This is a genomic window from Halorussus marinus, from assembly GCF_004521895.1.
GTDB classification, from domain to species: Archaea; Halobacteriota; Halobacteria; order Halobacteriales; family Haladaptataceae; genus Halorussus; species Halorussus marinus.
Map to the genome: position 1 here is coordinate 229,021 of NZ_SBIR01000004.1, position 21,091 is coordinate 250,111.

A 21,091-nucleotide genomic window follows, 5' to 3' on the forward strand; every position below is an offset into this window, starting at 1 on the left:
CCGACTACGCCGCGTCGGCACCGACCACCGCCTCCTCGATCACCTGGAGCGGGTGGCGGATCTCGTAGCCCGTCCCGTGTTCCATCTGCATCGCGCAGGTCGGACACTCGGTCAGGCCCGTCTCGGCGTCGGCCGCCTCCATGTGGTCGAACATCTCGGCGCCGATCTCCATCGAGACGTCGTACTTCTCCTCTTTCCAGCCGTAGGTGCCCGAGATGCCCGAGCAGGAGTCCCCGACGTCCTCGGCGTTCGCGCCCTCGAGGGCGTCGAGCAACTCGACCGCCTGCCCGTCGAGGCCCTGATTGCGGGCGTGGCAGGGCGCGTGGTAGGCGAAGGCCGCGTCGTCGACTTCGGCGTCGGCGAGCGCCCCCTCGAGGTCCTCGTGGACGCGGAGGTATTCGAGCGCCTCGTAAGTGTTGGCGGCGACGCTCGCGGTCCCCTCGAAGTCGAACAGTTCGGGGTACTCCTGGCGGAGCGACAGCGAACACGACGTACAGGAGGCGATCACGTCCGCGCCCCCCTCGATCGCGGCCGCGAGTTCGGCGACGTTGGTCTCGGCGGCGCGCTCGGCGTCGTCGAGCATCCCGTTCGCGAACATCGGGGTGCCCGAGCACTTCTGGGGCGGGACCAGCACCTCGTAGCCGAACGCCTCGAACACCCGGACCATCGCCTTGCCGACCTCCGGGGTGTTGTAGTTCGAGTAACAGCCGTGGAAGTACGCCACGCGCTTGTCGTCGCGTTCGACGTCCGGGCCGCCTCGTTTCTCCCACCACTCCCGGAACGTCTCGGTGGCGAACTCGGGGAACTCTCGCTCGCTGGTGATGCCCAGGACCTTCTCGTTGAACAGCTTCGTCACGCCCAGCCCCATCACGAAGTTGGTGAGCCTCGGGACCTTGCTCCCGAGCGCCGCCAGCGTCCGATAGTTCGACAGGATGCGATTCCGGACGTACTCCCGGGAGAGCTTGTCCATCTGCTCGTCGACGAACGATCCCCGCGCGGTGTTGTGCATCTGCGAGAGGGGCACGTCGGAGGGACACGCCGAGTCACACCGCATGCAGTTCGAACAGCTCATCACCGACTCGTCGATGTCGCGGTCGTCTTTCCGCTTGAGCCGCCACTGCTCGGGCCCCTGAAACTTCGGGCCGGGGAACTCGTCGTCGACCGCGGCGACCGGACACGACGTGTCGCACGTCGAGCACTTGTAACAGTCGTCGCTGCCCGGCCGCAGATCCATCGACTCGCTCTCGGGGAACACCTCGATGGGTTCGAACTCCTCGGCGGAGTCGGTCGGTTCGTCCTCGCGGAACTCGCTCGCGCCGTCTGGGTTCTCTGCGTCGCTCATGAATCACTCACCTGTCGGGCCGCCGCGCGTCCGGCCGCTCGACCGGTCGCCAGCGAGACGCCCGCGCCGGACTTCTCGGCCGCGAAGTCGTAGCCTCCGAGCACGCCGCCCGCGGCCCGGAGATTCGCGTGTTCGGGGTCGCCCCGCGCGTCGAGCGGGCGGAGGTCGCCGTCGGTCGCCACCCCGAACCGGGCGAACGCGTGGTCGCCGAACGCGTCGTCGTCGAACCACTCGTAGCGGTCGGCCGGGTGGGGGACGTGGCAGTCGAACACCGGCTCGCGGACCGACTCGCGGTCCGAGTCGACGCCTTTCCCCACCAGACCGCCGGTCGCCAGCACGACGCTCTCGGCGTGAAACGGGATCGCCGCGCCGTTTCGCTCGACCCGGAGCGCCGCGATCTCGCCGTCGGCGCCCGTCTCGTAGCCCGCCACCGGGTCGCCGGTCGTGAACCGGACCCCCGCGTCCCGGCAGGCCCCCCGGAGCGCGCCTTCGAGGCGCATCCCGGGCAGGCTCGGCGGCCCCGTCGGCACCTCGAAGACCGCCGCGCCGAGTTCGGCTTCGAGGTCGGCCCGGATCGAGGGCGTCTCGTGGCGGCCGAGCACCGCCGGGAACCCGACGCGCTCGGCGTCGCCGAGTCGGGGTTTCACGACCGCGGCGAGCGCGCCGCGGGCCGGGAGCGAGGTCGAGACCCCCGACGGACCGTCGCCGGCCTCGAGTCGCTCGTCGGCGTCGAGGGCGTCCGCGAGCCGGGTGACTCGGGCGTCGGCGCGGAACGCCCCGGGGAACCGGACGGTGACGCCCCGAACCTCGAACGGGACGCCGGCCGCCCGGAGGTGGTCGGCGGCGAGCGGGGCGTCGAAGTCCGTGACCGTCTCGAAGCCGACCAACAGCGTCTCGCGGGGGTCGCTTGCGAGTCCGGGCGCGACGCTCGCCGGGTATCTGGCGGTCGGCTTGACCGTACCGCCGTGGGTCGGGACGAGGGCGTTGCGGTCGGTGTGGCCCCCGCGGTAGCCGTCGACGGCCTCGTCGAACAGCGAGAGCGCCGCTCGGACGCCCTCGAGGCCGACCGCGGTGTACGGGTGGTCCTCGGGGAGATCCGGAATCGCCTCGAAGGGATCGGCGAGCGGTCCGGCGTCGCCGGCCGGGGACTCGCTCGCGTCACTGTCCCCCGAGGACCCGCCGGACCGCGGTGGGTACCCGAGCACGTCCACGAGCCCGCTCGCGCTCCGGAGCGTCGAGTCCTTGTGGGAGATGACCCGGACGGTCGCGCCCTCGCGTGCGGCCGCGAGCGCCGCAGTCATCCCGGCGATGCCGCCGCCGACGACCGCCACGTCGTCTTCAATCGCCATCGGCGCCCCCCGCGTCGAAGGCCGCGTACTCGACCGGCGCGCCGTCGGCGGGGTCGCGGTCGCGGTTCATCGTCGTCGCGTGGAGCGCGTAGGTGAGCGCGGCCTGCGAGAGCTGTTCGCCCCACAGGGCGTGGCGCTCGCCCTTCCAGCGCTCCTCGAAGAGCTCGTCGAGGGCCGCCCGGGCCTGTGGCTCGCCGTACTCGGGGTGGAGTTCGGCCGCCATCCGGTGACAGCACAACCCGCCCTGACAGTTGCCCATCGAGGCCCGAGTCCGGATGCGGACCGCGTTGAGGTCGGTGCCCGACTGGTCGATGGCGTCCCGGACCTCCGCTCGCGTGACCGCCTCGCAGTCACAGAGTACGGGATTGGGGCCGTCGGTCGAGAGCACCTCGTCGGCCCGCGAGCCGAGCCGCTGGACGCTCCGGCGGCCGACCGGCGAGCGCAGGCCGAACTCGTCCATGTACTCTCTGAGGACGGTGAAGTCCTCGCTGCCGGGCAGGGGCTCGTCGGCGGTCCGACACGACGCCGACACCCCGAGCTCGGCACAGACGTGGTCGGCTATCTCCTCGGCCATCAGCCGGTAGGTCGTGAACTTCCCGCCGACGATCGACGCGAACCCCGAGAGGCCGTCGCGCTCGGCGTGGTCGAGTAGGAAGTAGTCGCGAGTGATGTCGGTCGGGTCCCGGGTCCCGGTCCCGGGCGGCTCGTAGAGGGGCCGGACGCCCCAGAACGACCGCACCGTCCGGGCCTCCCGGAGAATCGGGACGAGCGCGCTCAGCTCGTCGATCATCAGGTCGACCTCCCACCGCTCCTCGGGGTAGTCCTCGGGGTCTTCGACCTCCACGTCGGTCGTGCCGAGGATCGCGGTCGTCTCGTGGGGCACCACGATGTCGGCGTCGCCTTTGGGTCGACACCGGTTGACCACGGTGTCGACCTGCCGGCAGTTCATCACCACCATCGCGCCCTTCGAGGGCCGGACCGCGACGTCGACGCCCGCGAGCTCGCCGATCTGTCCGGCCCACGCGCCGGTCGCGTTGACGACGTACTCGGCGGTGATCCGCTCGCGCTCGCCGGTTCTGGCGTGCTCGCGCTTGCCCGGCCCCGAGTCGTGGCGCACTTGGACGCCGAACACGTCGTCGCCGTCCGCGAGCACGTCGACGACCTCGGCGTGGGTCTCGATTCGGGCGCCGTGGCGCTCGGCGCTGGCGGCGTTCCCCACGCAGAGCCGGAAGGGGTCGACCGCGCCGTCGGGCACCCGGATCGACCGCTTGACGTCGTCGGTGAGGTACGGCTCCTCGGCGCGGGCTTGCTGGCCGGTCAGCACCTCGGCGGGGATTCCACACTCCCGACAGCCCGCGAGCTTCTCCTCGAAGTACTCGTCGGGGTCGCCCTCGAGCTGGACGAACTGGCCGCCGGTCATCTCGACGCAGTGGCCCGCGATCTCCCGGAGCACGCGGTTCTCGGCGATGCACTCCCGGGCGCTCGACTGGTCGGAGACGGCGTACCGCCCGCCGCTGTGGAGCAGTCCGTGCATCCGGCCGGTGGTTCCGTGGGTGAGGTTGCCCTTCTCGACGAGGGTCACGTCGAGCCCGCGCATGGCGAGGTCGCGCGCGACCCCACACCCCGTCGACCCCCCGCCGACGACGACCACCTCGGTATCGGTCATTCGGTCAGAGGTTGGTTGGAAGCCACTTGAGCCCATCGCTCGTTGCACCCCTCCGGCGGTCGGCCGACGACGGATCCCGATCGTCGTCAACACTTATGCTATCGAGGTCCGTGCCCTACACAGACGCGGTCGTCCGAGCGACGTATCGAGGCGGCGAGCTCGACTCCGACGACCGTCCACGGGACCAGAATGTCATCCAACACATACGTCGGCGCCATCGACCAGGGAACCACCGGCACCCGGTTCATGGTGTTCGACCACGACGGCACCGTCGTCGGCGAGGCCTACGAGACCCACGAGCAGATCTACCCCGAACCCGGGTGGGTCGAACACGACCCGCTCGAAATCTGGGCGAACACCGAGGCCGTCGTCGAGGCGGCCCTCGCCGACGCCGCCATCGAGGCCGACCGGCTCGCGGCCATCGGCGTGACCAACCAGCGCGAGACGACGCTGTTGTGGGACCGGGACACCGGCAAGCCGGTCCACAACGCCATCGTCTGGCAGGACCGGCGCACGACCGACCGCGTGGAGCGACTCGAAGCCGAGGGGAAAGTCGAGGAGATCCGGGCGAAGACGGGGCTCGAAGCCGACGCGTACTTCTCGGCGACCAAAGCCGAGTGGCTACTGGAGAACGCCGACCCGATCAAGACCCAGCGCGCCCGGCCGGCCGACCTACGCGAGCGGGCGGGCGACGGCGAGATCCTGTTCGGGACGATGGACTCGTGGCTCGTCTACAACCTCACCGGCGCGCACGTCACCGACGTGACGAACGCCTCCCGGACGATGCTTTTCGACATCCACGAGATGGCGTGGGACGACAAACTCCTCGCGGAGTTCGACGTTCCCCGGGCCTGCCTGCCGGAGGTCCGCCCGTCGAGCGACGAGGACTACTACGGTACGACCGACCCCGAGGGCTTTCTCGGGGCGGAAGTCCCGGTGGCGGGCGCGCTCGGCGACCAGCAGGCCGCCCTGTTCGGCCAGACCTGCTTCGACGCCGGCGACGCCAAAAACACCTACGGGACGGGGAGCTTCTTCCTGATGAACACCGGCGAGGAGGCCGTCGACAGCGACCGGGGCCTGCTCACGACGGTGGGGTTCCAGCGGTCGGGCGCGCCCGTCCAGTACGCCCTCGAAGGGTCGATCTTCGTCACCGGGGCGGCGATCGAGTGGCTCGAAGACATGGAGATCATCGACAACCCCTCCCAGACCGAGACGCTGGCCCGGAGCGTCGACTCGACCGACGGCGTCTACGTCGTCCCGGCGTTCACCGGGCTCGGAGCGCCCCACTGGGACCAGCGCGCCCGGGGCACCATCGTGGGGATGACCCGCGGGACCCGCCGCGAACACGTCATCCGGGCGACCCTCGAAGCCATCGCTTACCAGACTCGGGACGTGGCCGAGGCGATGATCGAGGACAGCGGGATCGAGATCGCCGACCTCAAAGTCGACGGCGGGGCGGTCAAGAACAACTTCCTCTGTCAGCTTCAGGCCGACATCATCGGCACCGACATCGTCCGGCCGGAGGTCGACGAGACCACCGCGCTCGGGTCGGCGTACGCCGCGGGGCTCGCGGTCGGCTACTGGTCGGACCTCGACGCGCTCCGGGCCAACTGGCGGGTCGACCGGTCGTTCGCCCCCCGCCTCGACGCCGAGGAGGCAGACGCGAAGTACGAACGGTGGGGCGAGGCGGTCGAGCGCTCGCGCGACTGGGCTCGCGACGGCGGTGACGTCTGAATGGCGTGGGCGGAGCTGTGGACGGTCGAGATACTGCTCGCGGCGTTCGCGGGCGGCGCGTTCGGCGCCGCCCTCGGAGCGCTCCCCGCGTTCGTGTTCACCGGCTTCCTCGTGATCGCCGGCGAGACGGCCAACCTCGCCGGAAAGGCGGTCGCGAGCGCCGTCGACCCCGCCGCGGCGGGCGAACTCGGAGCGATCGGTCTCACCGGGTCGGTCGCGTTCGGCCCCGCGTTCTCGCCGGCGGTCAGCTTCGCGGGCGGGGCGGCCGCGGCCGCCTACGCCGCCGATCGAGGGTACGTCGACGCGCCGTTCGACTACCACGACGCCAAGAACATCGCCATCGCACACGGGAGCCGCCCGGACGTGCTGGCGGTCGGGGGCGCGTTCGGCGTGCTCGGCCACTGGCTGACCGTCGGCTCGTCGACGCTCGGACTCCCGTACGACCCCATCGCGATGGGCGTGGTGCTGTCGGCGGTCGCCCACCGGCTCGCGTTCGGGTACGACCTCGTCGGCGACGTCAGGGGCGGGCTCCTCGACATGGCGCCGTTCGAGGACGGCGACCGGCGCGCGGCCGGTGACGCCCCGGCGGCCGACGGCGGCACGGACGCGGCCCCCGGCGCCGAGGCCCCCGCCGGCCGGTTCGTCGTCGAGCCGTGGCTCCCTCACCAGTACCGGTGGGTCGAGGTCGCGACCCTCGGGCTGGTGGTCGGCGTCCTCGCGGCGTACGTCGCGTATTCGACCGGGAGCCCGTTTCTGGCGTTCGGGATCAGCGCCGCGAGCCTGCTGTTTCTGAATCTCGGCGTCGAGCAGACCCCGGTCACCCACCACATCAGCCTGTCGGCGAGCACGGCGGCGCTGGCGCTCGCGCCCGCCGGAATGGCGGTCTCGCAGGCGCCGCCGTCGGCGGTCGCGAGCGCGATTCCGCTCCTGTCGGCGCTCGCGGTCGGGGCGGCGTTCGGGGTGGTGAGCGCGCTCGCCGGCGAAGTCGTCCAGCGAGTCTTCTACGCCCACGCCGACACCCACTTCGACCCGCCGGCCGCCGCCATCGTGGTCGCGACCCTGCTCGTCTCGGTGCTGGCGGCCCTCGGGGTCTTCCCCCAGAGCGTCTGGGTCCCGGCGCTCGGCTGAACCCGGACCGAACGACCGTTTTTAGTGGACAACTCGCCTTCGATGGGACATGGCGCGCCCGCTCGTCCTCGACATCGACGGCACGATGACCCGCCCCGACGACTCGGTCGATCCGCGCTTTTTCGACGTCCTCCCCGAGTGGGACGCTCCGGTCGTCCTCGCGACCGGGAAGGCGTTCCCCTACCCCGTCGCGCTCTGTCACTTCATGTACCTCGAACAGAACGTCATCGCCGAGAACGGCGGGGTCGTGCTCGCCCGCGGGGAGGTGACGCTGAACGGCGACGGCGAGGCCCCGCGCCGGGTCGCCGAGGCGTACGTCGAGGCGGGCCACGACCTCGGGTGGGGGCCGGCCGACCTCACGAACCGGTGGCGCGAGACCGAGATCGCGGTCGCGCGCGACCAGCCGCTGGGCCCCCTCGAAGAACTCGCGGCCGAGCACGGCCTCGAAGTGGTCGACACCGGCTTCGCGTACCACGTCAAGTCCGCGGGGATCGAGAAGGGCCGCGGGCTCAAGTCGGTCGCGCGACTGCTCGATCGCGACCCCGCGGAGTTCGTCGCGATCGGCGACTCGGAGAACGACGTCTCGACGTTCGGCGTCGCGGGCGACTCCTACGCGGTCGCGAACGCCGACGCGAAAGCCAAGCGCGCGGCCGACGTGGTGGTCGAGGAGTCGTACTCCGAGGCGACGCTGGGCGTGCTCGACGAACTCCGGGGCCGGGAGTAAGCGGCCGGTGATCGGTGCGACGACGGTCGAGCGTCCCACGCTTGACGAGCCGATCGAACGGGGAAGTCTAAGTGTTGGAAATCCAACATACTTTTGTCGATATAATAAACTTATATGGACATGAGCGAAACACCGAGTCAATGAGCGACGAGCGGACGATCGACGAGGGGGTTGGCGGCCGCGACCTCGAACTGTACCGCGAACTCATCGAGAACTCGAACGACGTGGCCGCGGTCCTCGATCGGGACGGGACGGTGACGTTCGTGAGCGCTACGGTAGAGCGCGTGCTGGGTTACGAGCCCGACGAGCTTGTCGGTGAAAACGCGATCGAGTACCTCCATCGAGACGACCGCGAGGCGGTCACAGAGAAGACCGAATCGCTTCGGGCCGACCCCGACGAGGCCCGGACCGTCGAAGTCCGATTCGAGCGGGCCGACGGCTCGTGGTGTTGGCTCGAGTCGACGATGCGAAACCGGCTCGACCACGACGCCATCGAGGGCATCCTCGTGAACAGCCGCGACATCACCGAGCGCAAAGAGCGCGAGCGCAACCAACGGAAGCTCGCCGAGGAGTATCGCGCGCTGCTCGACACCTCCGGCGACGCCATCTTCCTCCTCGACGTCGAATCGGTCGACGGGGACACCGAGTTCCGGTTCGTGCAACTCAGTTCCGGATACGAGACCCAGACGGGACTGACCACCGAAGAGGTGAAGGGGAAAACGCCCCGGGAGGTGTTCGGCGAGGAACGGGGCGCGGAGCTCGAGGCGAACTATCAGAACTGCGTCGACCGGCGCAAGCCGATCTCCTACCAAGAGGAGCTGTCGATCGCCGAGGACGCGCGGTTCTGGCAGACCAACCTCGCGCCGGTCGTCGTCGAGGGCGAGATCGTTCGGATCGTCGGGATCGCCCGGAACGTCACCGATCGGGTCGAGCGCGAGCGCGAACTCCGCCGAAAGAACGACCGGCTCGACGAGTTCGCGAGCGTGGTCTCTCACGACGTCCGGAACCCGCTCAACGTGGCCCAAGGCCGGGCGGCGCTACTCCGGGCGGAGTTCGAGAGCGACCACCTCGAACCGCTCGCGAGGTCGCTCGACCGGATCGAGTCGATCATCGAGGACACGCTGGTCCTCGCCAGAGAGGGCGCCGCGGTCGGCGACACCGAGCCCGTCTCGCTGACCGACCTGCTCGGGTGTTGTTGGGGCGTGGTGGACTTCGAGGACGGGAGCCTCGAAATAGAAGACGACCTCACGGTCCGGGGCGACCCGGATCGACTGCGTCACGTCTTCGAGAACCTGTTTCACAACGCCGCCGAACACGCCGGCGAGGACGTGACCGTCCGGGTCGGTCGCGACGGACCCCGAACGATCTACGTCGAGGACGACGGTCGGGGGCTTCCGGCCGACAGGCGGAGCGTGATCTTCGAACCCGGCGAGTCGTCGTCGGCCGACGGAACGGGGTTCGGTCTCAGCATCGTCAAACGGATCGCGGAGGCCCACGGGTGGACGGTCACGGCGACCGAGGAGCGGACGGGCGGCGCCAGATTCGAGTTTCGCAACGTCGAGATCCGCTGAATCCCGACGCCGTCGGCGCGATTCTCGCCCACCGGGCGGGCGCGAGATCGGCCCGCGTCGGCCACGAGACCACTCCGGGAGATTCAAGAACGCCGCCGCGCATTCCACTACCGATGCGGCACGACCACCTCACATCCGCGAAACAGCTCTCACGGGCCGACATCGAGTCGGTACTCGACCGCGCGGCCGAGATCGACGCCGACCCGGCGGCGTTCGGGGACCGCCACCGCGACGCGGTGCTGGGGCTGTGTTTCTACGAGCCGAGCACTCGCACCAAGATGAGCTTCGAGACGGCGATCAAGCGCCTCGGCGGCGACGCCGTCGACATGGGCACCGTCGAGTCGTCGTCGGTCACGAAAGGCGAGAGCCTCGCCGACACCGCCCGCGTCGTCGAGGGGTACGCCGACGCGCTGGTGTTGCGCCACCCCAGCGAGGGCGCCGCGAAGATGGTCAGCGAGTTCGTCGACGTCCCGCTGCTCAACGCCGGCGACGGCGCGGGCCACCATCCGACCCAGACCCTGCTCGACCTCTACACCATCCGGGAGAACGCGGGGCTCGACGACCTGACGATCGGGATCATGGGCGATCTGAAGTACGGTCGGACCGTCCACTCGCTCGCGTACGCGCTCACCAACTTCGACGCCGACCAGCACTTCGTCAGCCCCGAGAGCCTCAAACTGCCCCGAAGCGTCCGGTACGACCTCCACGACTCGGGGGCGAACGTCCGGGAGCACACCGACCTCGACGCGGTGCTGTCGAGCCTCGACGTGCTGTACGTCACCCGGATCCAGCGCGAGCGGTTCCCCGACGAAAACGAGTACCGCGCGGTGGCGGGCGAGTACGGCATCGACCTCGAAACGCTGGAGTCGGCCCGCGACGACCTCACCGTGATGCACCCGCTGCCGCGCGTCGACGAGATCGCGCCCGAGGTGGACGGGACCGACTACGCGACCTACTTCGAGCAGGCCCACAACGGCGTGCCGGTCAGGATGGCACTGCTCGACCAACTGCTGGAGGCAGACCGATGAGCGACCACGAACTCCGCGTCAGCAAGATCAGAGACGGTACAGTCATCGACCACATCCGCGCCGGACAGGCGCTGAACGTCCTCGCGATCCTCGGCATCCGCGGGGCGTCGGGCGAGACGGTCAGCGTCGGGATGAACGTCCCGAGCGACCGGATGGCGAGCAAAGACATCGTCAAAGTCGAGGGCCGCGAACTCAGTCAGGACGAGGTGGACGTGCTGTCGCTCATCGCGCCCGAGGCGACGATCAACATCGTCCGCGAGTACGAGGTGGTCGAGAAACAGCAACTCGAATCGCCCGACCGGGTCGTCGGAGTCCTGTCGTGTCCGAACCGCAACTGCATCACGAACGCCGACGAGCCTGTCGAGACCGCCTTCGACGTGCTCGCAGACGGGGTTCGGTGCGAGTACTGCGAGACCATCGTCCGCGACGATCTGGCGTCCCACATCGCGGTCGAATAAGTCCCAATTATTCGCGGCTCAACGCGGGGTTACCCGCGAAAACGGTCGGAACGGTCGCTTTCGTTTATCCGTCGTCTCCGAGTAGGAACGTCGAATGAAGACGAGAGTCACGACTGCGGTCGCGCTGGCGGTACTCGTCGCGATCGCCGGGGCGGGGGTCGCGGTGGGCGCGGGTCCGGTCCCGAACGACGACACGCCCGACGATCCCGCGAACGCGAGCGCTCCCGACGGAACCGACCGCGCCGCCCAGTACAAGGTGTCGCTCCAGAACCTCACCGTCGAGACGTGGCTGATCCGGAACTCGACGGTGCGAAACGCGTCGATCGACGAGGTGGTCGTCCGCAACGCGACGACCGTCGACGGGGCGACCCAGAACGTCACGCTCACGAACGCCTCGGTGGGGCGGTTCGTCATCGACCGCGGCCGGCTCACGAACGTGACCGCCCGGACGCTCGTCGTGCGCAACCGGTCGGTGCTCGACGTGCCCGGCGGCGACCTCTTCGACCCGAACGTCCAGAACCGGGTCATCGAACGCCACTGGACGCAAAATCAGACGGTATCGGGCGTCGTCATCGACCGCATCGTCGTGGACGCCGCCGTCCTCTGTGGGGACGCGACGCTCGGCCAGCGCTCCGGGGCGAGCCGTCGGACGACCGACGACGACCGAGACCTGCCGGCGATCACGGTCCAGAACGGGACCGTCGAGGAGGCGCTCGTCATCCGGGGCGAGGCGACCGACTGGTCGGTCGGCTCGATCGAACGTCCCGAGGCGGCGAACGCGAGCCTGCCCGACGGCTGCGATCGAGGGTGACTCGCCCGAGAGCGAACCACTTACCCCGTCTCGGGCGCAATCGGAGGTATGTTCGGCGTCGTGACGCGCAACGAGGACGAGCTCGAGTGGTCGGAGTTCGACGCGGCCTTCTACGAGGTCAAGGACGTGACCGGCCGGGCCGCCGAGCCCGTGGCGGGCGGGACGAACATGATCTCGTGTTTCGGCGACAACGCCGCGGTCGAGGCCGACCCCGAGCTCGCGCCGGTGTCGGCGGACGGCGAGCGCGCGACCCGCGAGCGCCCCTACTTCGACTGGGCGTACGTCTGTCCGACTCGCGCTGACTACCGCGAGGGGATCTTGGAGATCGTCTCGGACGCCGCCGCCCAGAACCCCGACGTGCGGCTCGACGACGTCGGGTTCCCGCGCGCCGAGTACTGTCACTGCGAGCGCTGTACCGCCCAGTTCGAGGCCAGCGACTTCGACGATCGCTTCGCGTGGCGCGCCGACGTTATCACCGAGTTCGTCGCCGAGGCCGCCGACCGGATCCCCGGCCGGACGTACCTCACGCTCTATCCCGACCCGTACCCGGGCCACCTCTACGAGCGGGCGGGCCTCGACCTCGATGCGCTCGCCGAGTACGTCGACGAGTTCGTGGTTCCGCTGTACGACATGGCCTACACCACCACCTACTGGCTCGAAACCATCGCCAGCGGGTTCGAAGACGCGCTCGACGCCCCCTTCAGCGTCGAGCTCTACGCGGTCGACGTCGACGTCGACAACCTGATCCACGCCGCGGAGGTCGCCGACGCGTACGCCGAGACGGTGCTGTTCGGCTACGACGCCTCGAACGCGCGGGCCGCGCTCCGTCGGCTCAAGGCCGAGTCCCGCGACGGCGTCTCGCACGGCTGACGGCGAACGCGGTTGGCCGGACGGGTGGAGAAGGGTTTTTCCCGAGGGGGTGAGAGTCGGCGGATATGACCAGTGGTTTCGACCTCGACCTGAACGCGGTCGAGCAGGAACTGGAGCGCGACGACGCCGACGCCGAGGGCGACCGCCGGATCGTACTGGGCGTCCTCGACGGGACGACCGACGACGACGAGTGGTTCCGGGCCGTCGAGCGCGGCGACGTGGTCGTGCTGGCCGTCGAGGGCGAGCTCTCGGAGCTGGCGGCCGACCTCGCCGAGAAGGTCAAAGGCCGGGGCGGGAACCTCGTCCACTTCCGGGAGTTCCTGCTCGTGACCCCCGGAGACGTGACCATCGACTCCGACCGGCTGTGAGCCGTCGGACGAGCCCGATCACCGCTCGGACAGGAACCGCTTGAGTAGCGGGGCGGTCTCCGACCGGAACGCGCTCGGATCGACCCCGGCGTCCCCGTCGAACAGCCGGGTCTCGCGCGCGATCGTCTCGATCGTCCGCTCGTACATCGCGTCGAAAGTGATCGCGATCCCGCGGTCGGCCAGCTCCCGGGCGAGCCGCTCGAACCGGGCGTCGGTCGCGTGCCGTCGGGCCAGCTCCGCGACCGGCGCCTCGACGGGCGTCGGCTCCGTCAGTTCCCGAACGTCGGGGTCGACGAGCGCGGCGCGGTCGCCGGTCTTGTTCCGGACGACGACGCCGGCGGCGGGCCCGTCGTACCAGTCCGAGTCCGGGATCTCGTAGGTCGAGGGGTCGAAGTCGGCGGCCCTAAGCTCCTTTTCGAACGCGTTCACCGCCGCGAGTCCGAGCCGGTCGTAGATCCGCTCGACGGCGTCCGGCGGGAGGAACCGGTCGTCGGCCGCCGACCACACGTCGACGCCGAGGAACGGCGGGGTGCGCTCCCAGTCGTAGGCCACGGCGCGGTACGTCGTCGCCACCCCGAAGAAGACGGCGTCGCCGGCGCTTTCGAGCGCCCCGCGGAGCGACTCCCGGTCAAGTCGCTCGCGGACGTGCCGGACGGCGTGGCGGACCGCCAACGGGATCGCGTCCGAATCGTAGGTGCGGTCGCGACCGCCGAATGCGATCTCGCCCGACTCCCGGAGCCGAAATCGGAGGTGAGCGCCGTCGATCAGCTCCTGGAGCCAGAGGTGGCCCCGGTCGAACAGTCGGTCGGGCGCGTCCTCGACGCCGGGAATCGACGGGTACTGCTTCATCGGGACGGTTCCACGTTCGGGCCCTCGCGGTCATAACTCCTCGCATCGGGCCGAGTCGGCCGACCGACGACGTTTTACGCTCCGGCGCCGACTCGTCGAGGATGGATTCTGACGAGGTTCGCCGCCAGTGGGCAGAGCGGTCGGGCGCGTACTCACCCGAGTACTACGCCTACTACGGGCCGAACGAGACGAGCGAACTCATCCGCGCCCGACTCGACGCCGCCCTCGACCCCGACGCCGCCGTCCTCGAACTGGGGTGTAGCTCGGGCCGCCACCTCGCTCACCTCCTCGAACACGGCTACGAGAACCTCCACGGCGTCGAGATCAACGACGAGGCGTTCGACGTGATGGCCGACGCCTACCCCCGACTCGCCGAGGAGGGGACCTTCTACGCCGACGCGATCGAGGCGGTGGTGCCCGAGTTCGAGACGGGGCAGTTCGACGCGGTCTACTCGGTCGAGACCCTCCAGCACATCCACCCCGACGACGAGTGGGTGTTCGACGAGATCGCCCGGATCACCGACGGACTGCTCGTCACCGTCGAAAGCGAGCGCGCCGACGACCCGACCGACGACGGGCGTGCCTCGACCGACGCCGAGTCCGGCGGGGCCGACGACACCGAAGTCGCGGCGGTCGACGGCGCGGCCGTCGAGGACGTGAACTACGTCCACGACGAGTTCCCGCTGTACTACCGCGACTGGGAGCGAGTGTTCGGCGAGCGGGGCTTCGAGGAGGTCACGACCACCGAGACGAAACGCGACACGCTCCGGGCGTTTCGCGCCGACGGCTACTGAACGGTGAGGTAGTGGCCGTCGGGATCGCGCACGCGGGCCCACTCGTCGCCCGTCTCGATCTCGCAGGCCCGGTCGGCGACGGCATCGACGACCGCCTCCGGGTCGTCGGCCGCGAAGCCGACGTCGACGTGGACGCCCCCGCGAGCGTCCGCGATGCCGAGTTGGGGCTCCCAGAGTTCGAGCGCGACCGGGCCGCCGAGTCGGACCCGCCGGCGTTCGTCGCCCCGGTCGGTCACCTCGAAGCCGAGCGCGCGGTAGAACGACTCGGCCCGCGAGAGGTCTTCGACTTCGAGCGCAATCTCGAACACGTCCGAGATGGGGGCGCCACCCCGGCCACAGCTCCCGATCTCGACGCAGTTGCCGTCGGGGTCGTAGAAGTACAGCGATCGGGTTCCGCCGAAGTCGAACTGGGTGAGATCGAACGACGCCGCGAGGCGGTCGTACCACGCGTCGTAGCGGTCCGGCGGGGTCGCGAGCGCGTAGTGGGTGTGGACCCCGCCGCGGGGCACGTCGCCGGGCTCTCGAAGGACGAGAGTCGCGTCCCCGACGTCGAACGCAACCGCGCCGTCGCGGTCGTCGACGGCCGCGAGGTCGAGATGGGTCTCGTAGAACTCGCGGGCGCGGTCGAGGTACTTCGCTTCGAGCGCCAGCCAACTGAGTGCCGAGAGCATCGGTGACAGTACGCACGGCGTGCGCTTAAACGACCGGACTGTTTTGTGAGTCGGGTCCCAAAGACGGGTATGGCACTCAAACGGAGCGGACCGGCGACCGACTACGAGGAGATCGATCGGTGGGACGACGGCGTGGGCTGGATCGCCTACCCCGACGAGACGATGCGCCGGGCGAGCCACGCGCTCGCGACCGGCGGGGACGACGACGAGGAGTCGGCGGTGTGGCTCATCGACCCGGTCGACGCCCCGGAGATCGACGACCTGTTCGCGGAGCTGGGCGACGTCGCGGGGGTCGTCGTCTTGCTGAACCGCCACTACCGCGACGCCGACGAGATCGCGCGTCGCCACGGCGTCCCGGTCTACGTGCCGTCGTGGTTCGACACGGTGCCCGCGATGGACGCCGAACTCCGGCGACTCGACGGACGAGTTCCCGGGACCGACTACCGGCTGTTCGAGGTGTTCGACCGGTTCGGCTGGGAGGAGGCCGCCCTCTACGACGAGACCGGGGGGACCCTCGTGGTTCCCGAGGCGGTCGGCAACGCGCCGTACTTCACCACCGGTCGCGAGCGACTCGGCGTCCACCCGATGCTGCGAGCGATCCCGCCGTCGGCCCTTCGCGGGCTCCGGCCCGAGCGAGTGCTCGTCGGGCACGGGTCGGGTGTGCTCTCGGGCGGCGACCGTGCGCTCGCGGACGCGCTCGACGGCTCCCGGCGGCGCATGCCGAAGCTCTACGCCCAGAGTCTCCGGATGTTGCTCCGAGGCTGACCGAACGTTTCCACCCGGCTTCGGACGGTAGCCGATAATTTTTTATTCCCTCTGTGTGTTTGGGGCAATATATGTGTCTCGTCCGAGCCTCGACCGTCGGGGCCCCAGCGGGTGGTCGAGCGTGACCCTCTCGTTCGACTCGCCGTCGGACCGAGACGGCGTGGTGATCCGCGACCACGTCGAGCGCCGAACGTACACCCTCTCGACGTCCGGCGGGGTCGATCCCGACCCGATCGATCCCGACTCGCTCGGGTTCCCCGTCGACGCCGCGGTGTCGGTCACGACCGACACCGTCGTCCTCCCGACGTTCGTCGGCGCGTTCGTCCGAGACGCCGACGGCGCGATGCGGCTGGAAGTGTCGAACGACACCAGCGCCCGGCTCCCAGACGGCGAGTACGGCATCGAGCTGTGCGCACCGATGAAGCTCTACCTCGGCGTCGAGGGCCCCGTAGAGGTGCTCGCGACGCCCGAGCGCATCCGGTTCGAGTTCGCGCCCGGGACCGAGGTCCGCATCGGCGCGCGCTCGCACCACGAGCGCCCGCCGGGGACCGTGACGACCACCGACGACCCCGAAGACGTGCTCGCGGCCGTCTCGACGCTCGGGGCCGCGCTCAAAACCACCTCGCCCGAGCGGAGCTTCCCCACGCTTCGAGGCCACCCGCCGCTCGTCGAGCGCGGCGACGACCTCCGGGTGCCCGACGACCTCGACGTGCCCGACACCGGCGTCCGGATCGAGCTTCCGCCCGAGCGCCGGTACGCGTACGTCGCCGCGCCGCTCGCGCTGTATCTCGGCGCGGACCTGGTCGCCGCCAACGCCCCCAGAATCGTCACCGACGAGGGCTTCGAGCACAGCCTCGACGGCCGGCGGGGGTTCGAGGGCGAGGTCGAGCGCGTGCTCAAGCAGACGTTCCTCCTCGACTGCGTGACCCGGACCGAGGGCTACTACCCGGTCGACCTCCACGAGCGACAGGGCGTCGAGCCGCTGGTCGACCTCGACTTCGCGGACCTCTACGACCGGTCGCTCGCCGAGCGACTCCAAGCCCACCTCTCGGTTCCCTACGAGGTCGTCGAGGAGTTCGTGCCGACGTGGAAGCTGACCGCCCACGTCGAGCCCACCCCGGAACACGTCGCGGCGCTTCCGTTCCTCGCCGACGACCTCGCGGTCGTCCGGACGCCGCGAACCCGGGAAGTGACCGCCCAGTCGTCGTCCCTCCCGGTCGGCGAGTTCGCCCGCGACGGCGATTTCACCCGAAGCACGGCCGACTCGTCGGGTAAACTTCCGGTCGTCGAACCCGAGCCGACCGACTCGATCGAACAGGCGTGGCTCGGCGACAGCGCGCCGATCGACGCGAGCAAGGCGACCCCGACCGCGTTCCGGAACCGCCTCGACCACGACGAACCCGACGGCGACATCGACATCGTGGTGGTCTGCAACGACACCGCGATGGGCGAGGAGCGCGACCTCGCGGCCGAGGTGTACGGCTCCCGCGAGGAGCTTCCGTTCGACGTGACGGTCCGGCGGGACCTGACCGCGCGCGAACTCCGCGGGGTCCTCGCCGACGACGCCGCGTTCCTCCACTACATCGGCCACATCGACGAGGAGGGCTTCGAGTGTGCCGACGGCCACCTCGACGCCACCACGCTCGAGTCGGTCGGCGTCGAGGCGTTCGTGTTGAACGCGTGCCAGTCCTACGAGCAGGGGATGGCGCTCGTCGAGGCCGGGAGCGTCGGCGGCGTCGTCACCCTCGACGACGTGATCAACAGCGGCGCAGTCCGAGTCGGCAAGACGATGATCCGACTGCTAAATCGCGGCTTCCCGCTCCGGGCGGCGCTCTCGATCGCGAAGGGACGGAGCCTCGTCGGCGACAGCTACATCGTCGTCGGCGACGGGAACGTCGAAATTTCGCAAACCGAGAGCAAAGTTGCACTATTGTTTGAAATTGACACTAGTGGCGAGGAATTAAATGTAGTGATCAGAACATACCTATCAAAACACGCCGGGATGGGAACGCACCTGATGCCACATATTCTTAGTTCAACTAAATCGTACCTTGGGTCAGGAAAACTAGGACCATTTATGATGACCCGCGAACAACTCCAGCAGGCATTCTTCGTGGATAATTTCCCAGCTAAAATCGACGGCCAATTCGTATGGAGTAGCTCTGTCGACGTTTTCTCGATCTAAATATTACGGGCCTGCAACGCCGGCAACCGCGGCTGCGCTGTTTCCTGCCTGGCTGAGCAGTAGCAACGTCGTGAACAGGACGCCCATCATTCGGGGATTCTCTGCGAGGTACGCGGTCAGGTCTTTTTCTGCCATCACCTACACGTAATAGCTATTGTAATATAAAATATTCTATACTTTTCTCAACATTTCAATGTCTGACATAAGTCATAGTAACGACATGGTGCGTGAAATCAGTTATCATGGTCCGAGCGCCGGCGCGTCCGCTTTCTCGTCGGACGACGAAACTATACCCGAGAAGACCTAACTGCGGGCGTGGTGTACGCGACGCGGGGTCTGGTGACGGCGTTGCTCGAACTCGCCGAGGAGACCGAACCCGACGAGTTGACGGTGTCGCTGGCGGTCACGCCCGGCGACGATCTCGACGGCGCGACCGACGTGCCGGCCGAGGCGGCGGTGTTCACGCACTTCTACCCGCCCGAGGCCGGCGGGTCGCTCACCGCCGTGTTCGGGGTCGATCTCTCGATCCCGGCGGGCCAGACGCAGGGACGATTTCTGACCCACCGAAACGGCCATCTCGGCGTGTCGAAGACCGACGACCTCCACGAGACGGTGCTGGTCGCGGTGCCGCCGTGGGACGAGTCGTCGCTGGCGGCGTTCGATCGGTCGGGCCGGCGCCAGCCGCTGGAAATCGTCGACGTCGAGCCCCCGACCGAGTCGCTGGCCTGACTACTCCAGATACCCCAGATCCCGGAGCTGTCCCGTGATCTCCTCAAACTGGGCCTCGGTGAGCTTGCCCTGTTTCTGGTGCTGGATGACGATCGACCGGAGCAGAAATCGGACGAGATCGCTGGTGCTCGAGAAGCTGGTGCCCTCGATCGTCTCGTCGACGCGGTCGGCCAGATCCTTGGGGATCGAGACGGTCGTGTACTCTGTCATGCTCCAGTGTGGGGCCGCCCCGCGGATAGATGTTGTGTCCTACATCCCCATGTCGGCGGCCGCGTCCGGAACCGGGAGGTCGTGGGGCGGGACCCCGAGGAGCTCGGCGGCGTGGTCCAGCGCCATATCGAAGCCGTAGTAGCGTTCGAGCTCGTCGCCGTCCGGGCTGGGCCGGACCTTGAGCATGGCGTAGCCCTCGACGTTCTGGGCGATTGTGGCGCTCGCGCGCTCGCCGGAGAACGCCAGCACGCGCTCGTCGTCGGTCTCGTAGTACTCGGCGGTGACGCCCGCGGCGGTCGCTTCGGTGTCGGTCATGGCCGAACGTTAGGAGCCCCCACAGTCGAAGCTACCGGTTTTGACCGCGAAGCGAAACCGTCGTGGTCGCTCGGTCCGAGGAGTCGACCATGACCAAGTGGCTCCAGAGCGGGCGCCGCCGGGACCTCTGTGCTCTACTGTACGAGGCCGACCAGCTCCACGGCCAGCGGCTCAAGACCGCACTCGAAGCCCACTACGACGAGCGTATCGAGTCCAAATCGTTCTACGGCGCGATGGACTCGCTGATCGACGGGGGGTTCGTCGAGAAACGGACCGACGGCATCCACGACGCCTACGCGCTGACCGAAGCCGGCGAGCGCGCGGTGGAAGACCACTACGAGTGGTTGGGCGAGCGCCTCGACGGGTAACTCGGCCGGCCGTCACTCCAGCAGTTCGTTCGCGATCGTGTTCCGCAGGACCTCGCTGGTGCCCTCGTAGATCTCGTTGAGCTTGGCGTCCCGGTAGTAGCGCTCGACTTCGAAGTCCTTGGTGTAGCCGTAGCCGCCGTGGATCTGGATCCCCTCGTTTGCGACCTCCCGGGAGATCTCGGAGGCGTAGAGCTTCGCCTGCGCGGCGTCCTTGACGAAGTCCTCGCCGCGGATCTTCTTGTCGGCGGCGCGGTGCATCAGCATCTTTGCGGCCTGCACCTTGGTGTCCATGTCCGCGAGCTTGTGCTGGATGGTCTGGAACTCCGAGATCGGTTGGTCGAACTGCTCGCGGTCCTGAGCGTACTCCAGGGAGTCTTCGAGCGCGGCGCGCGCGAGCCCGATCGAGCGGGCCGCGATGGTGATCCGCCCGCCGTTGAGCGTCTTGAGCGCGTGGACGAACCCGCGGCCCTCCTCGCCGAGCCGGCGGTCGGCCGGGAGCCGAAGCTCGTCGAACCGGAGCTCGGCGGTCGGACAGCCCTTGTCCCCGAGCTTGTCCTCGGTTCCCTCGACGTGGAAGCCGTCGTCGTCTCCGGGTCGGACGACGAACGACGAGATGCCCCTGTTTCCGGCCTCGGGGTCGGTCTTGGCGAACACGACCACGGTGTCGGCCACCGAGCCGTTCGAGATCCAGAGCTTGTTCCCGTTCAGGACGTACTCGTCGCCGTCTCTGTCGGCGGTGGTCTCCATCGCGGGCACGTCCGACCCCGCGCCGGGCTCTGAGAGCGCGAACGCGCCGACGTCCTCGCCGCGGTTGAGCGGCGTCAGATACGTCTGCTTCTGGTCCTCGTCGCCGAACGCGTAGAGCATGTTGCCGGCGAGGCTGGTGTGGGCCGCGACGACGGTGCCCAGCCCGCCCGACCCGCGGGAGATCTCTTCGAGTCCGATGGCGTACGAGTGGTAGTCCAACCCGGCACCGCCGTACTCTTCGGGGAACGGCATCCCCATCAGCCCGAGGTCGGCCATCTCGTCGACCAGATCGCGCGGGAACTCGTCGGTCTCGTCGATCTCCTCGGCGCGGGGCTTGATCTCCTCGTCGGCGAACTCCGCGACCATGTCCCGGATCTGCTTTTGCTCGGTCGAGAGGCTGAAGTCCATA

23 protein-coding genes are annotated in these 21,091 nt (G+C 69.0%); 14 read left to right on the plus strand and 9 right to left on the minus strand.

Annotation, left to right across the window (positions count from 1 at the left end; genetic code table 11):
- Positions 1-4 precede the first annotated feature (4 nt).
- From EPL04_RS06935 to glpA, 3 genes are read right to left on the minus strand one after another with little or no spacing between them, the layout of a single operon-like run.
- Entirely contained in the window at positions 5-1,342 is a 1,338-nt protein-coding gene (locus EPL04_RS06935) for an anaerobic glycerol-3-phosphate dehydrogenase subunit C (RefSeq protein WP_134670608.1), read from the minus strand.
- Positions 1,339-2,691: a glycerol-3-phosphate dehydrogenase subunit GlpB gene (gene glpB / locus EPL04_RS06940; protein WP_134670609.1), complete on the minus strand. Its 1,353-nt coding sequence runs from the start codon at positions 2,689-2,691 to the stop codon at positions 1,339-1,341. The genes EPL04_RS06935 and glpB overlap by 4 nt, the downstream gene beginning before the upstream one ends.
- Positions 2,681-4,357, minus strand: a complete 1,677-nt coding sequence (glpA, locus tag EPL04_RS06945; protein WP_134670610.1) for an anaerobic glycerol-3-phosphate dehydrogenase subunit GlpA — start codon at positions 4,355-4,357, stop codon at positions 2,681-2,683. Before glpA ends, glpB begins: the two co-directional genes overlap by 11 nt.
- A gap of 189 nt (positions 4,358-4,546) precedes the next feature.
- On the opposite strand from glpA, the gene glpK reads away from it, so the two are divergent.
- From glpK to EPL04_RS06990, 9 genes are all read left to right on the plus strand, one after another.
- Entirely contained in the window at positions 4,547-6,091 is a 1,545-nt protein-coding gene (gene glpK, locus EPL04_RS06950) for a glycerol kinase GlpK (protein WP_134670611.1), read from the plus strand.
- Positions 6,092-7,219, plus strand: a complete 1,128-nt coding sequence (locus tag EPL04_RS06955; protein ID WP_134670612.1) for a hypothetical protein — start codon at positions 6,092-6,094, stop codon at positions 7,217-7,219.
- 49 nt (positions 7,220-7,268) lie between these two features.
- Positions 7,269-7,943, plus strand: coding sequence for an HAD hydrolase family protein (locus EPL04_RS06960; protein WP_134670613.1), 675 nt, complete (start codon positions 7,269-7,271; stop codon positions 7,941-7,943).
- Between the two features lie 140 nt (positions 7,944-8,083).
- Positions 8,084-9,514, plus strand: a complete 1,431-nt coding sequence (locus tag EPL04_RS06965) for a sensor histidine kinase (RefSeq protein WP_134670614.1) — start codon at positions 8,084-8,086, stop codon at positions 9,512-9,514.
- A gap of 113 nt (positions 9,515-9,627) precedes the next feature.
- Positions 9,628-10,542, plus strand: a complete 915-nt coding sequence (gene pyrB / locus EPL04_RS06970; RefSeq protein WP_134670615.1) for an aspartate carbamoyltransferase — start codon at positions 9,628-9,630, stop codon at positions 10,540-10,542.
- Positions 10,539-11,000: an aspartate carbamoyltransferase regulatory subunit gene (gene pyrI / locus EPL04_RS06975; RefSeq protein WP_134670616.1), complete on the plus strand. Its 462-nt coding sequence runs from the start codon at positions 10,539-10,541 to the stop codon at positions 10,998-11,000. The genes pyrB and pyrI overlap by 4 nt, the downstream gene beginning before the upstream one ends.
- Positions 11,001-11,094: 94 nt before the next feature.
- Positions 11,095-11,811: a hypothetical protein gene (locus tag EPL04_RS06980; RefSeq protein WP_134670617.1), complete on the plus strand. Its 717-nt coding sequence runs from the start codon at positions 11,095-11,097 to the stop codon at positions 11,809-11,811.
- Positions 11,812-11,859: 48 nt separating this feature from the next.
- Positions 11,860-12,681, plus strand: a complete 822-nt coding sequence (locus EPL04_RS06985; RefSeq protein WP_134670618.1) for a hypothetical protein — start codon at positions 11,860-11,862, stop codon at positions 12,679-12,681.
- Between the two features lie 65 nt (positions 12,682-12,746).
- Positions 12,747-13,049, plus strand: a complete 303-nt coding sequence (locus tag EPL04_RS06990) for a DUF5779 family protein (RefSeq protein ID WP_134670619.1) — start codon at positions 12,747-12,749, stop codon at positions 13,047-13,049.
- Between the two features lie 18 nt (positions 13,050-13,067).
- Here EPL04_RS06990 and EPL04_RS06995 read toward each other — a convergent pair whose 3' ends face one another.
- Complete coding sequence (locus EPL04_RS06995; RefSeq protein WP_134670620.1) at positions 13,068-13,898, minus strand: hypothetical protein; 831 nt, start codon at positions 13,896-13,898, stop codon at positions 13,068-13,070.
- Between the two features lie 101 nt (positions 13,899-13,999).
- On the opposite strand from EPL04_RS06995, the gene EPL04_RS07000 reads away from it, so the two are divergent.
- Positions 14,000-14,692, plus strand: coding sequence for a class I SAM-dependent methyltransferase (locus EPL04_RS07000; protein ID WP_134670621.1), 693 nt, complete (start codon positions 14,000-14,002; stop codon positions 14,690-14,692).
- On the opposite strand, the gene EPL04_RS07005 is transcribed toward EPL04_RS07000, so the two are convergent.
- Positions 14,686-15,363: a VOC family protein gene (locus EPL04_RS07005; protein ID WP_134670622.1), complete on the minus strand. Its 678-nt coding sequence runs from the start codon at positions 15,361-15,363 to the stop codon at positions 14,686-14,688. The two genes, EPL04_RS07000 and EPL04_RS07005, sit on opposite strands and share 7 nt — an antisense overlap.
- Before the next feature lie 69 nt (positions 15,364-15,432).
- Between EPL04_RS07005 and EPL04_RS07010 the strand changes: the two genes are divergently transcribed.
- Together EPL04_RS07010 and EPL04_RS07015 are read left to right on the plus strand one after the other, a co-directional pair.
- Complete coding sequence (locus EPL04_RS07010) at positions 15,433-16,128, plus strand: hypothetical protein (RefSeq protein WP_134670623.1); 696 nt, start codon at positions 15,433-15,435, stop codon at positions 16,126-16,128.
- A gap of 73 nt (positions 16,129-16,201) precedes the next feature.
- Positions 16,202-18,313, plus strand: a complete 2,112-nt coding sequence (locus EPL04_RS07015) for a caspase family protein (protein WP_245154539.1) — start codon at positions 16,202-16,204, stop codon at positions 18,311-18,313.
- Between the two features lie 3 nt (positions 18,314-18,316).
- Here the strand turns inward: EPL04_RS07015 and EPL04_RS19320 are convergent, their stop codons facing one another.
- The gene (locus tag EPL04_RS19320; protein WP_280633722.1) at positions 18,317-18,448 is read right to left on the minus strand and encodes a DUF7503 family protein; all 132 of its coding nucleotides are present in this window, start codon (positions 18,446-18,448) and stop codon (positions 18,317-18,319) included.
- A 180-nt stretch (positions 18,449-18,628) separates the two neighbouring features.
- On the opposite strand from EPL04_RS19320, the gene EPL04_RS07020 reads away from it, so the two are divergent.
- Positions 18,629-19,042 carry a hypothetical protein gene (locus EPL04_RS07020; protein WP_134670624.1) on the plus strand — a complete coding sequence of 138 codons (414 nt, stop codon included), beginning with the start codon at positions 18,629-18,631 and terminating at the stop codon, positions 19,040-19,042.
- On the opposite strand, the gene EPL04_RS07025 is transcribed toward EPL04_RS07020, so the two are convergent.
- Together EPL04_RS07025 and EPL04_RS07030 are read right to left on the minus strand one after the other, a co-directional pair.
- Entirely contained in the window at positions 19,043-19,252 is a 210-nt protein-coding gene (locus tag EPL04_RS07025) for a ribbon-helix-helix domain-containing protein (protein ID WP_134670625.1), read from the minus strand.
- A gap of 39 nt (positions 19,253-19,291) precedes the next feature.
- Positions 19,292-19,567 (minus strand): DUF7111 family protein, encoded by a 276-nt coding sequence (locus EPL04_RS07030; protein ID WP_134670626.1) that lies wholly within the window; start codon positions 19,565-19,567, stop codon positions 19,292-19,294.
- 89 nt (positions 19,568-19,656) lie between these two features.
- Here EPL04_RS07030 and EPL04_RS07035 point away from each other — a divergent pair, with 89 nt between their 5' ends.
- Positions 19,657-19,935, plus strand: coding sequence for a helix-turn-helix transcriptional regulator (locus EPL04_RS07035; RefSeq protein ID WP_134670627.1), 279 nt, complete (start codon positions 19,657-19,659; stop codon positions 19,933-19,935).
- A gap of 12 nt (positions 19,936-19,947) precedes the next feature.
- Here the strand turns inward: EPL04_RS07035 and EPL04_RS07040 are convergent, their stop codons facing one another.
- Positions 19,948-21,090, minus strand: coding sequence for an acyl-CoA dehydrogenase (locus EPL04_RS07040; RefSeq protein ID WP_134670628.1), 1,143 nt, complete (start codon positions 21,088-21,090; stop codon positions 19,948-19,950).
- Position 21,091: the final 1 nt, after the last annotated feature.